9 protein-coding genes are annotated in these 12,924 nt (G+C 49.0%); 6 read left to right on the forward strand and 3 right to left on the reverse strand.

Annotated features, from left to right (window positions below):
* Positions 1–40 precede the first annotated feature (40 nt).
* Positions 41–1,039 (forward strand): C40 family peptidase, encoded by a 999-nt coding sequence (locus H583_RS0126365; RefSeq protein ID WP_028563096.1) that lies wholly within the window; start codon positions 41–43, stop codon positions 1,037–1,039.
* 194 nt (positions 1,040–1,233) lie between these two features.
* Here the strand turns inward: H583_RS0126365 and H583_RS0126370 are convergent, their stop codons facing one another.
* Positions 1,234–2,346 carry a UDP-N-acetylglucosamine--LPS N-acetylglucosamine transferase gene (locus tag H583_RS0126370; protein ID WP_028563097.1) on the reverse strand — a complete coding sequence of 371 codons (1,113 nt, stop codon included), beginning with the start codon at positions 2,344–2,346 and terminating at the stop codon, positions 1,234–1,236.
* 142 nt (positions 2,347–2,488) lie between these two features.
* Here H583_RS0126370 and kapB point away from each other — a divergent pair, with 142 nt between their 5' ends.
* A complete protein-coding gene (gene kapB, locus H583_RS0126375; protein WP_028563098.1) occupies positions 2,489–2,887 on the forward strand; it encodes a sporulation phosphorelay system protein KapB in 399 nt (132 codons plus the stop codon).
* Positions 2,888–2,892: 5 nt separating this feature from the next.
* On the opposite strand, the gene H583_RS34410 is transcribed toward kapB, so the two are convergent.
* A complete protein-coding gene (locus H583_RS34410) occupies positions 2,893–4,230 on the reverse strand; it encodes an SGNH/GDSL hydrolase family protein (protein ID WP_051237058.1) in 1,338 nt (445 codons plus the stop codon).
* 471 nt (positions 4,231–4,701) lie between these two features.
* On the opposite strand from H583_RS34410, the gene gltB reads away from it, so the two are divergent.
* Complete coding sequence (gene gltB, locus H583_RS0126385) at positions 4,702–9,306, forward strand: glutamate synthase large subunit (RefSeq protein ID WP_028563099.1); 4,605 nt, start codon at positions 4,702–4,704, stop codon at positions 9,304–9,306.
* Between the two features lie 731 nt (positions 9,307–10,037).
* Here the strand turns inward: gltB and H583_RS0126395 are convergent.
* The gene (locus H583_RS0126395; protein WP_028563100.1) at positions 10,038–10,406 is read right to left on the reverse strand and encodes a helix-turn-helix domain-containing protein; all 369 of its coding nucleotides are present in this window, start codon (positions 10,404–10,406) and stop codon (positions 10,038–10,040) included.
* 245 nt (positions 10,407–10,651) lie between these two features.
* Between H583_RS0126395 and H583_RS0126400 the strand changes: the two genes are divergently transcribed.
* From H583_RS0126400 to H583_RS34415, 3 genes are all read left to right on the forward strand, one after another.
* On the forward strand, positions 10,652–11,107 hold the full coding sequence (locus H583_RS0126400; protein ID WP_161631222.1) for a PilZ domain-containing protein: 456 nt from the start codon (positions 10,652–10,654) through the stop codon (positions 11,105–11,107).
* Positions 11,108–11,235: 128 nt separating this feature from the next.
* Positions 11,236–11,991, forward strand: coding sequence for a YveK family protein (locus tag H583_RS0126405; protein ID WP_028563102.1), 756 nt, complete (start codon positions 11,236–11,238; stop codon positions 11,989–11,991).
* Positions 11,972–12,658, forward strand: coding sequence for a CpsD/CapB family tyrosine-protein kinase (locus H583_RS34415; RefSeq protein ID WP_036711157.1), 687 nt, complete (start codon positions 11,972–11,974; stop codon positions 12,656–12,658). Before H583_RS0126405 ends, H583_RS34415 begins: the two co-directional genes overlap by 20 nt.
* Positions 12,659–12,924 lie beyond the last annotated feature (266 nt).

A 12,924-nucleotide genomic window follows, 5' to 3' on the forward strand; every position in this document is an offset into this window, starting at 1 on the left:
GGAGAGCGGCTGTCTACAACTCAATATTGGAGGCAACATCATGAAGAAAATATGGACCGTTGCAATGGCTGTAGCAATTGCATCGGCTACGATCCCCTTTACCGCCAACGCATCAGCAGGACAAGCCCAGATTCAGTCTTCCGTCAGTTTCCGCACTTCACCGAATACCTCATCCCAGGTTAAATATTATTTGAAATCGGGAGAACAAGTTCAGGTTCTGGAGCAAGTTAATTCCTATTGGTATAAAGTACAAGACAGCACAGGAGAAATTGGCTACATATCCTCCAATGCGAAATACATAGGCGCAGTCTCTGCCCCTCCGGCTGACTCCGTCGCAGGCAAACAGGCGACAGCGTTTGTGAAATCATCGGTTTCATTCCGTACGGGTGCTTCCACGAGTTCGCCGCGAATCCGTTTTTTGAAGACAGGAGAGACTGTCCAAATTGCCAGCCAGCCTAATTCCTACTGGTACGAGGTTGTAGATGCCAGCGGAACAAGAGGCTATATCAGCAGCAGCAGTGAATTCATTACAGTCAATGGCGGTGCGGGACAGACGCCGGGCGGTAATGGGACCCAGAAGCCTCAGCAGCCGGCAAAGAATGGTTCCTATGAGAAGGCTATTGCCGCGGGGATGAAATATTTGGGAACACCGTACCAATTCGGCTCAAACCGTGACTCGACAGCGACATTTGACTGTTCCTCCTTTGTAAGAAGAGCCTTTCTTGACGGCCTGAATCTCCAGCTTCCAGCCGATTCGCGCCAGCAAGGGGATTATGTGAAGAAGGTGGGGAAGACTTCGAAATCCTGGAGCAGCTTGAAACGCGGGGATTTGATGTTCTTTATGGATTACAAAGGAACCTCCAAGGCGTCCTATAACGGTATAAACAAATCAACGGCAAAAATCACCCATGTCGGCATTTATCTCGGCAACGGGCAAATCCTCCATACGTATTCTAAGGCTTCAGGAGGCGTTCGTACCGACTCCATTCAAGGCAAGCACTGGGAATACCGTTTCCTGTTCGGAGGAAGTGTTTCCTAAGCTTGATTGTCTGAAGGGCAGGAACGATACAAGAGATTCCATAACGTTTTAAAACGAATAAGAGAGCATGCAAGTTCTTTTCCGGAAGAGCCTGTGTGCTCTCTTCGTGTATGAAAAGCCAATGATACAAAAAAGCCATGCTCTTGATTATCAGGGCATGGCCGCTTTATCCATAACATTATGTTTGCCCGTACTCAGGGCATCATCTCCAATACTGCCCGGGGGCATTGCATGGGATCGTAATATTGGTTCCGCTTGGTCAGCAGATCCCTGCGGGTCTGTCCCGCTGCGTAAGGCTTCTGCAATAAGGAGAACCAGCGCTCTACCGTATCCTTCTGAAACATCTCTCCGAACCCGTTCTGAATGAAATATTCACAGTTCTCATCCTCCTGACCGGGAATCGGCTCATAGAACAGCATCGGAATGCCTTTGCTCAGCCCCTCCGTACAGGTCATGCCGCCCGGCTTGGTAATGAGCAGGTCGGATACATCCATCAGCTTGCTGATCTCGTTGGTGAAGCCAAGCACCTTTATATTCGGATGCCGGAATTTCTCGTTCGCGAGCATTGACTCCCGCGCCTTCTGATTGGTCCCCACACAAAAGATTATCTGAATGCTGTCCCGCCATCTGGTCATATATTCGAACAGTGTGTTGCGGCTTAGCAGTCCCCAGCCGCCGCCCATAATGAGCACGGTTGGGAGGGGGAGCAGATCGAACTGGCGCTGCAGCTCGGATTTATCATACGTTGTCCAGAAGTTCGGATGAACAGGAATGCCAGTCACTTCAATCCTGCTGTTCGAGATGCCGTGAGCCATCAATTTCTTCTTGACCAGACCGGTGGAAACCAGATATTTGTTCACCTCGGGGCTGGACCAGGTTCCATGGGCATCATAGTCCGTTATAAGTGTATATAAAGGAACATCCAGTCCGAGCCGCTTCAGTCTTGAGACTACGGCACTGGGAAGCGGATGGGTGCACACAATCAGATCAGGCTTAAGCTGGGAGATGACTTGTGAAGTCTGGGTATAAAAGACCCGGTGAAGCGCAAGCTGGGTAAAACGGTTGAGCGACTTATGATACTGGGTGCGGTACATCATGCCAACCAGCTTGGGCTGTTTGCTGACCGTCTTACGGTATGCGGATGTTATCCAGGGGCCGACAACCGGATTAAGGAATTTGCCCAGCTCAATTACGCGTGTCTGAACAGCCGGACAGAGCTCTCTCAAGCCTGAGGCCAGCGCATAAGCAGCTTGGGTATGTCCAGAACCGAACCCTTCAGAGAGTAGAAGCACTCTTTTCTTACGCATCTTCTCACCTACTTTTCCTAATACCATATTACGACTTCAGAACCGCTTAGACAAGATCAGAAATCGGTTTTCACTGTGTCGCAAACCTTAAAATATGTTAAAATTATTTACTACAAACATATTACAATCAGGAGGTGTCGAGTTGTCACAGCTTCCAAATCAGTCATTTCAACCCGGTGATATTGTGAAAATGCCGTACAAGTCAGGAATTTATGCAGGCGAGCTGGTGGAAACAAGCGGACCGCGTTCACTCGTCAAAGTTCTTGCTGTCCTGAAGCATCCGGAGCAGGGGGATCTTCATCATCCGCAGGACCCGGATGTCCCGATGTTCCATGAGCGCAGAGCTTTGAGCTACACCGAGAAGGCCTGGACGCTGTCGCGTGATCTCCAGCCCTATCAGAGTAAGCTGCCGGACTATACAAGCTCGCTTGAGGCCGCCCTGGAAGCGGAATGGAACAAGCTTGACCGGCTTCGCCGCTGGGCGGAGCAGGGCCTGGAACAGCTCTCCAGACTGCGTGAAGACTATGCACCCAGGAAGTAACGGATCTACTTATTAATAAATGCTGTCTTTAACGGGGCTCTGTATTCCACCTGGAACCCGAGACCATCAGCCAATACAGCCAGCGGAACATAGGTTTTTTGCTCCTTGCCCACCTTATGGAGGAAAGCAGGGGAATCAATCGCGACTCTCGTTCCGTTGACTGTCATGGCAGTTTCTCCGATTTTGATCGCTACTACATTCCCGCCGTAAGTTATTGTGACAGTACTTGTCTTATTATCCCACTGCGTCTTCGCTTTCATTGCTTCCGCTATGTCACGAAATGCAACATAGGTTCGCCCGAGCTTCAAAACCGGTTTGTTTTCGTTTATCAGTTCCTTGCCGTCCACGACAATGGAGATCTCGGCATCCTGCGTTACCGCAAGCGTTTTTCCCCAGATAGCATTGGTGAACGCTTCGGCCATGTAGATGTATCCCTTCTGGGTCGGATGGATGTCTTTCTCTATGACATGGGTTGCACTGTTTTCTTTGCCGATAAAAGAATCTGAAGAATAAGCTCCTTTGACCTGATAGCCCTCCTTGGCCAGGCGTGCTGTGAGCTGCTTAAGCCGTTCTTTTAATTGTTTTGCTGCATCCAGTAAATAATGATAGTTGTCTGTCATTCCATCTTTGTCGTTAAGCCCCATTACCGCAAGTACCAGAGGCATATCGGGAACGGGAGAATACTGGTCGGAAATCACAATTTGCGCCTTGGGCTGGAGAGTGATTATGGAACGAACTGAAGCCTCCAGTGAAGCTTCATAACGCTCCAGTTCCTGCTTCAGCCATCCATCCGAGATGGTTCTCCCCAAAGGGACTTGCGCAAGCAGTCCCCGGAAGTCGTTTCCTCCAATTGAGATGACAACCAGATCAGCCTGCTTCAGCTCGTTTTGCAGCTTGACTGTCTGGGCGGCAATTTGTGCTGCGCGAGGATCAGGCAGCGAGGGCTGGATTTCGTCAGGCGTAATAGCTGCCCCATTTTCCGCGGCCTTTAGCCAGCGCTGCAATCCGTCCAGCTTGAGTCCGAGAATGCCATAGTTGCTGTAAGCGGCGCGTCCTCTGAACAGCGCTTGCTCATAGATCCGCTCTACAAAGCCATAAGGGACGGAGGTTGCATTCATGCCTGGCTCGTAGCCTGCAGTCAGGGAGTCGCCAATACCTACAATCCGGTATGTAGAGGGAGCTTCGGCAGCCGTTGAGGCAGCAGCTGAGGACGTGGAGGTCTCGCCAATGTTTACATTAAACGGTGCGGCTGCGAATGTGAGTTCCGGGCTTCCGGTGAGAATGGCCGCTGACATTATTACAGCCGCAGCCCTGGCAGCTTTTTTCCTTAACTTGCTATACATTTTGAACACATCCTTCTGATATATTGGAATAAAACGTAGAATTTCGGCCCGGAAGCGAATAAGTTGCCTTCGGGGTTAGCTTTTCGATCTTATCTATGGAAGGTATCAGGACAATCTTGTATATTTATCTTGATAAAAGATTCCTTGCCTGTTCATAAAAATATTAAATTGCTATCATTTTAGGGGGATGTTAAAATAAATAACACAATTGATAAGATGCGATTACCAACTATTGACGGATTTTGCTGTTGATAGCAAGCGGCAGAGGAGAAACTGCACGGGAGAGCGTCATTTGTTGTTGCTGGTGACGCTAGGATCCCCTTGCACCATTTTATGACAGAAGCGACCGGAATTGAAGCGGAAAATATATGGAACGAATAGGCACAACGGGCATTTGTCAGTGATGCCGTTCCAACCGGCTGCAAGACCTCACATGCAACAAAATCTTCTATATAGAAAGGTTGCAACAAGATGACAGAAAAACGTATCGGTTTGCCGCCAAAACAGGGCCTCTATGATCCGCAGTTTGAAAAAGACGCTTGCGGCATGGGCTTTGTGGCCAACATAAAAGGACACAAATCACACAGTATTGTTCAACAGGCGCTGACGGTGCTTGAAAATATGGAGCATCGCGGTGGACAGGGCAGCGAGCCGAATACAGGCGACGGAGCAGGGATCTTGCTGCAAATCCCGCACACTTTTTTTGCGAGAGAGCTGAAGAAGCTGGGAATGGAGCTTCCGGAGGAAGGCAGCTATGCGGTCGGCATGGTGTTCCTGCCGCAGGATGAGCAGCTTCGTGCCGAGCATGAGCGCATTCTGGAAGGAATGATCCGCGAGGAGGGCCAGACCCTGATCGGATGGCGGACGGTTCCTACCTATGACGGAAAGCTGGGTGAATCGGCCAAGGCCGCGAAGCCATATGTGAGACAAGTATTTATCGCCAAGTCGGCGGATATTGTAGGCGAACTGCCTTTTGAACGCAAGCTGTATGTCATCCGCAAACGTGCGGAGCTTGCAATCCGTTATGCCGGACTTGAAGGTGGGGATATGTTCTACTTTCCCAGCTTCTCCAGCAAGAAGATCGTATATAAAGGAATGCTTACAACCGAGCAGGTCCGCTCGTTCTATGTAGAGCTGAATGATGAGTCGGTAGAAACGGCGATCGCACTCGTTCACTCCCGTTTCAGTACGAACACCTTCCCAAGCTGGGAGCGTGCGCATCCGTACCGCTATCTGATTCACAATGGAGAGATTAACACGCTGCGCGGCAATGTCAACTGGATGCATGCCCGCCAGACCCTGTTTGCAACCGAGCTGTTCGGTGAAGATATGGAGAAAATCAAGCCGATTATCAATCCTGACGGATCGGATACGGCGATGTTCGATAATACACTTGAATTCCTTTATTTGTCCGGACGCCCGCTTACGCATGCGGCGATGATGATGGTGCCGGAGCCATGGTCCAATCATGAAAGCATGGACGAGAACAAAAAAGCGTTCTACGAATATCACAGTACATTGATGGAACCTTGGGACGGACCGGCTGCCATGGCGTTCACCGATGGTACGCAAATCGGCGCCTTGCTGGACCGCAATGGTCTGCGTCCTGCCCGTTATTATGTTACCAAGGATGATGTTATCATTCTTGGCTCTGAAGCAGGTACTGTATACGTGGAGCCGGAAAATATCCTGTACAAAGACCGACTGCGTCCAGGTCGTATTCTGCTTGTTGATACGAAAGAAGGACGTATTATCTCCGATGAGGAAGTGAAGTCCGGGATTACTTCGGGCAATCCGTATCGCGAATGGCTGGATGAGCATTTGATTGGGCTGGATGATCTGCCGGATGCGCCAGAGCTGCCTGAGCCGGACCATGCGACAGTACAGACGCGCCAACAGGCCTTCGGTTATACCTTTGAAGATTTGCGCAAGGTGCTGGAGCCGATGGCTGGAAGCGGAGTAGAGCCGATTGGTTCGATGGGATACGATGCGCCGTTGGCTGTTCTGTCAGAGAAGCCGCAGCGCCTATATAATTATTTTAAACAATTGTTCGCACAGGTGACAAATCCGCCAATCGATGCGATCCGTGAGGAGATTATCACGTCGACCGGAACAACAATCGGACCGGAGCGCAATTTGCTCCAGCCGGAACCGGAGAGCTGCCGTCATATTCGTCTGGCTACCCCAGTGCTGTCCAATGAGGACTTTGCAAAGCTGCGCCATGTGCGCCGTCCAGGCTTCAAATCCATTACGCTGCCGATCTTCTTCCCGGCAGACAAGGGAGAAGACGGCTTGCGTGCAGCGATTGCCGAGATGTGCGAGGCCGCAGACCGGATCATTTCCAAAGGCCATAATATTATTATTTTGTCCGACCGTGGCATTGATAAAGAAAATGCGGCGATTCCTGCTCTGCTTGCTGTATCTTCCCTGCATCATCATCTCATCCGCCAGGGCACGCGGACGCAGGTTAGCCTCTTGCTGGAATCCGGTGAGCCGCGCGAGGTTCACCATTATGCCTTGCTGCTTGGCTATGGTGTGAGCGCAGTAAACCCTTATCTGGCGTTTGAGACACTGGATGATATGATCCGCCAGGGAATGCTCACAGGCGTCAGCCATGAGAAAGCTGTCAAAAACTATATCAAGGCTGCGACTAAAGGAATTGTCAAAATCCTTTCCAAAATGGGAATCTCGACGATTCAATCGTACCGCGGCGCGCAAATTTTTGAAGCTGTCGGCTTGAAAGAAGAGCTGATTGAAGAATATTTCACCTGGACACCATCGCGTATCGGCGGTGTAGGTCTTGATGTCATTGCAGCAGATGCGCTTAAAGCACATCATCATGCATTTGACGGCAAGGAAGGAACGGAAAAAGAACTCGATTCCGGCGGCGAGTACCAATGGCGCAAGGACGGCGAGGATCACCTGTTCAGCCCGCAGACCATTCACACGCTGCAAATGGCTTGCCGTGCCAATGATTATAAAATGTACAAAAAGTTCTCCAGCCTTGTACAAGGAGAGGACAAGAAATTCCTGACGCTGCGCTCGCTGCTCTCCTTCCGTCATGACGGAGGCTCCGTGCCGCTGGATGAGGTGGAAAGCGTCGAGTCGATCGTCAAGCGGTTCAAAACCGGTGCAATGTCTTACGGCTCGATCAGCAAGGAAGCGCATGAAAGTCTGGCAATTGCAATGAACCGAATTGGCGGTAAATCCAATACTGGTGAAGGCGGGGAGGACCCTGCCCGCAATATTCCGGACAGCAACGGCGATTCCAGACGCAGTGCGATCAAGCAGGTGGCATCGGGACGTTTTGGTGTAACGAGCAACTACCTGGTCAATGCTGATGAGATTCAGATTAAAATGGCGCAAGGAGCGAAGCCGGGCGAGGGCGGACAGCTTCCGGGCCGCAAGGTGTATCCTTGGGTCGCAGAGGTTCGCGGCTCTACACCGGGTGTTGGTCTCATTTCGCCGCCGCCGCATCATGATATCTACTCTATCGAGGACCTGGCAGAACTGATTCATGACCTGAAGAACGCCAATCCGCGTGCCCGTATTAACGTCAAGCTCGTATCCGAGGTTGGAGTAGGTACGATTGCGGCCGGTGTTGCCAAAGGCCGTGCCGATGTTATTCTGGTCTCCGGCTATGACGGAGGAACAGGAGCTTCTCCAATGGCGTCAATGCGGCATGCAGGTCTGCCGTGGGAGCTTGGTCTTGCCGAAACTCATCAGACACTGATGCTGAACAATCTGCGTGACCGTGTCGTAGTGGAATGTGACGGCAAAATGATGAATGGACGCGACCTGGCGATCGCTGCATTGCTGGGTGCTGAGGAATTTGGTTTCTCGACGGCTCCGCTCGTAGTTCTGGGTTGTGTCATGATGAGAGTATGTCAGTTGGATACTTGTCCAGTAGGGGTAGCAACACAAAATCCGGAGCTCCGCAAGAAATTCATGGGTGATCCATCCCATGTCGTGAACTATATGCTGTTCGTTGCACAAGAGCTTCGTGAAATCATGGCTGAGCTTGGCTTCCGTACCATTGATGAGATGGTTGGACGTGCCGACAAGCTGGAGACGAAGGAACTGATTCATCATTATAAAGCAAAAGGTTTAGACCTCTCACCGCTGCTTCACCAGCCAGAGGTCGCTGCAGATGCTTCCCGCTACTGCATTCAAGAGCAGAATCATGGTCTGGAGCTGTCACTGGATATGCAGGAGCTTGTGCCGAATGCGGCACCTGCCCTGAACCACGCAGAGCCTGTGCGCGGCACATGGCCGATCGGCAATACGAACCGTGTAGTCGGAACGATCCTTGGCAGCGAGGTTACACGCCGCTATGGAGCGAAGGGCTTGCCGGATGACACGATTTCGTATCATTTCGTAGGTTCAGCGGGACAAAGCTTTGGCGCATTCCTGCCAAAAGGAATTACGCTTTCGCTTGAGGGAGACTCCAATGACTATGTCGGCAAAGGTTTGTCCGGCGGTAAAATCATTGTGGCACCATCACCAAAAGCGACGTTTGCTGCCGAGGACAATGTTATTATCGGAAATACGGCATTGTACGGCGCTACCGGCGGCGAGGCGTATATCCGCGGTATTGCCGGAGAACGCTTTGCTGTGCGAAACTCTGGAGCAACTGTAGTTGTTGAAGGGGTTGGAGACCACGGTTGTGAATATATGACCGGCGGCCGCGTCGTCGTACTCGGCAAGACAGGGCGGAACTTTGCAGCGGGGATGTCCGGTGGTGTTGCCTATGTCTATGATCCGTCCGGCGAGTTCTATCCGAAATGCAACCTGGAAATGGTTGCGCTGGAGCGTCTCGAGGTTGAAGAAGAGATTGCCCAGCTTAAAGGATTCATCGAACGCCATACCGCCAATACCGGAAGCGCCATAGGTGAACAAGTGCTGGCAGACTGGAATGCATCATTAAATCATTTTGTGCGTGTCATTCCGAAGGATTACAAGCGTATGATGGCACAAATCAAAAAAATGCATGATTCCGGCCTGCAGGGCGAGGAAGCATTGCTCGCGGCTTTCGAAGCGAACATGAGAGATCTGGCACGCGTCGGCGGCAATTAACGGGTTCGGTTCAAGTAACTATTATAATAGTAGAAACACCTCATAAATCAGCAGGGTATGCCGGGTTTACGCTCCGTTAAGAGGAGAGCTGGCACTGCTGATTTATGCGGCTTGTTCATCCACACACCAAATAGCCCTTCAAAATGGAAGGGCTATTTGGTGTGTGGATTTAAAGCTGTATATAATGCTCAATGGCTCCATAGGGCAGTGGAATATACAGCTTGTCCGACAAAATAGACGGGTTTGGGGGAGTGTGCGACACGTGGTATTCTATTTTCATCTCACAAAAATCAGCATCTGCCGAGTTGCTTCTATTTATTTTTCCGGAATCGAATAGATATTCGACTATATTCTCCACCACTCGTCATAAACCTGCATGTACACTCGACATCAAGTGATTTTAAAAGCTTCTGTTCGACACTACCTTCCGACACACTCTTTCAAACGTTTTTCGCTATAATAAACTTTAATACAGTATCTTGTTAATAGAAAGAAGAGAACTCTATGAAGGATGGGGAGTTGGAGATGGCTCATGGTTGACAAGAAGAATGAGGAAGAGAATTACCCTACTTCTGTGGTCTTGGACATCCGATCCATTCTGGAGCAAATGGGTATGGAAACAAAGCATTGGCCTGAAGACTTGTCACCTTGGATCAAGCAAAACAAAGACCCCCTTTGAACAGGGGGTCTTACGATACCAGGCTATCCTGTCTGATTCGTATTTTTAAAAATTATTTCATCATTCTTTCCGCCCGGACAAAAGCAATAAATCTGCGCGCTTCTTCTGGAGTCAGTTTGAGGCCGTCAATGGTTAAGGAGAATTTCTCTAGAATTTCATCGTCAGAAAGCTCCAATTGATCGACAAAATCACGTATATTATCATCAAGAATTTGCTGAGGAAGCTTGGTACGACCGACCAGATAGTCTACAGACACCTGGAACAGATCGGCAAACTTCAATAAAGTCTCCGTATCCGGCTCCCGCCGGTTTTTTTCGTAATGAGATAGAGCGGCGCGAGAAATACCAAGCATCGAAGAGGTCTGCTCTTGTGTCCAGCCGCGCTCATCCCTGAGTTTAGCAATACGTCCTCCAGTGTCCATTATTATCCCCCTAACACTATATAATTGTATATTAATACGTATGAAGACGAAATGCATTTATTGAAACAAATCGTCGCAAATTTTATGAAAACTTGTGAAAAAAGTATTGACATGTTACGTTCTGTATCGTAAAGTAAAACGTATAAAAGATACGATTTGTATCGAAAGTTATTGACATGATGCCCTTTTTTCGGATGAAATATTCCCATCATATCTTGAATTTCTTTGTGAAATGGGAGTGGATTATGCAAAACGCAAAACCTTTAAGCGGTAAAAATCGACATCCTGTTCGACTTCATTTGACAAACGGGTTGATTGCCCAGATTGGAATCAGTCAAGTGAGGGGACAGCCGGTACAAAGCAGGCTCCGCAAGGTCGTAGTGAGCCACATTAGTACAGGCGGCATGGCGGTAGTTACAATTTTGGATTTTCCGGTCACCCTGCAATATGTTGTGCAGATTCAATTGGAAATTGGCCATACTGTGCATCAATTGTACGGGCAGATTATCTGGAGAAAGCCTTTGGAATATTTGACCGAGTATGGAATTGCATTTATTGTGCCGCCTTCCTCGAAGCGCTCCTTAATTTATTCCCTTAATCACATTCTTCTCCAGCAAAGTCCGCAGCAGCATAAAATTCACAAGATGTACCAGCAGATGAATGCGGCTTATTATTCCTTGGACAGTCGTCGGATTCCGTAGCACTTTCAAGTCAGAGATGGCAGTTAAGCGGCAATCTCTACTTTGTTGATGAAACATGAGCTAAAGAATATTATTGCACTGTGAAAAGTTGAATTTAAATAATATTGAGAATAAACGGAGGTATAGTTGTGGAGCTCATTCAGTACATGAACATTATCAAGAAAAAGATATGGTTAATACTCGCTATTATGATTATTGCATGTGCCGGAGCAGCTGTAAAAAGTTATGTGATGACTACGCCATTGTATCAAGCCAGCGCTAAAATCATCGTGAATCAGGCAACCCAGATCGAAGGTACACCAACAGTCAATTATAGTTCGGTTCAGACGAATATCATGCTAATTAACTCTTATAAGGAGATTATCCGCTCAACGGCGATTACCTCTAAAGTTGTCGAGCAGTACCCGGAGCTGGGACTGACGGCTAACCAGTTGTCAGGGGGCATCTTCGTAGCCGCAGCAAGCAACTCCCAGGTCATGAATATCGCATTCCAGAGCAATTCCTATGAGGGAGCAGCCAACATTGTCAATGCAATCGCGAAAGTCTTCAAAGAGCAAATCCCGTCCATTATGAAGGTAGACAATGTAACCCTGTTAAATGAAGCCAACCCTGCGGACCGTGTAGGACCGATTAATTCCAATCCGGTTATGAATATTCTGATTAGCGCTATTGTTGCTTTGCTGCTTGGTATCGGGCTAGCCTTCCTGCTTGATTATCTGGATGACACAATCAAGTCCGAAGAGGAGCTGGAGAAGCATATTGGCCTGCCTGTACTGGCTACAATTACAAGAATACAAAAAGATGATATGCGGGCAAACCGCAAGGTAGCAGCCTCTTACAAACAGGAAGCAGGTGAAGGAAACTATGCGACGCTCAATCAATGATACGAATCTGGTCACACTGACCAATCCGAAATCTCCGATATCTGAAGCGTACCGCACGTTGCGAACCAATATTCAATATTCCGCGATAGATACTTCCATTCAGGTCGTAATGGTAGTCTCGACGCAGATGGACGAAGGCAAGACAACAACAATTACGAATCTGGCCATCGCATATGCACAGGAAGGCAAGCGGGTTTTGCTGATTGATGCCGATATGAGAAAGCCTTCTATTCATCATGTATTCGCCTTGACGAACCGTGTGGGGTTATCCAGTATCCTCTCCAATCAATTCAATGTCCAGGACGTGATTTCCGACACTCCAGTTGATAATCTGTCCATTATTTCTGCGGGTCCGATTCCGCCGAATCCTTCCGAGATGCTTGGTTCCCAAAAGCTGAAGGTGCTGCTTGCGGAAATGCGGGAGCAGTATGACATGATTCTGTTCGATACCCCGCCAATCATGGCGGTGACCGATAGTCTCATTCTGAGTGCTTTGTGTGATGGTGTTGTGTTGGTTGTTCAGGCGGGGAAGGTCAAGAAGGATCTGGTGAAAAAGACAAGGGCAAGTCTGCAGCATGTAAATGCGCCACTGCTTGGTACAGTGTTGAACAATGTAGCAGGAAGCAGCGGAAAAATTTATCACGATTATTATAAAGCAGGGAAATAATGATAAACGCACCGAATGAGCGGCTTTGAGGTAATGCCTACTATACCTTTATCATCGTAGGCACTCGGTCACGCTGTGGGCCCGCTGCGGGCCTTAGACATGAATTGTCGAGGGTGTGATGTGAGGCGGGGTTTGATGCCCTGGACGGAATGGCGCTGCGTCTGTCAAGGGTGGCGCCAGCCGTTTACGTTTGAAAATATAAATAACACCTTTTAGAAGTGTAATGATGAAGCTAAGAGGTGTTATTTATATTTTTATAAAAAAAT

Origin of the sequence: Paenibacillus pinihumi DSM 23905 = JCM 16419, from assembly GCF_000422505.1 — a bacterium.
GTDB classification, from domain to species: Bacteria; Bacillota; Bacilli; order Paenibacillales; family Paenibacillaceae; genus Paenibacillus_D; species Paenibacillus_D pinihumi.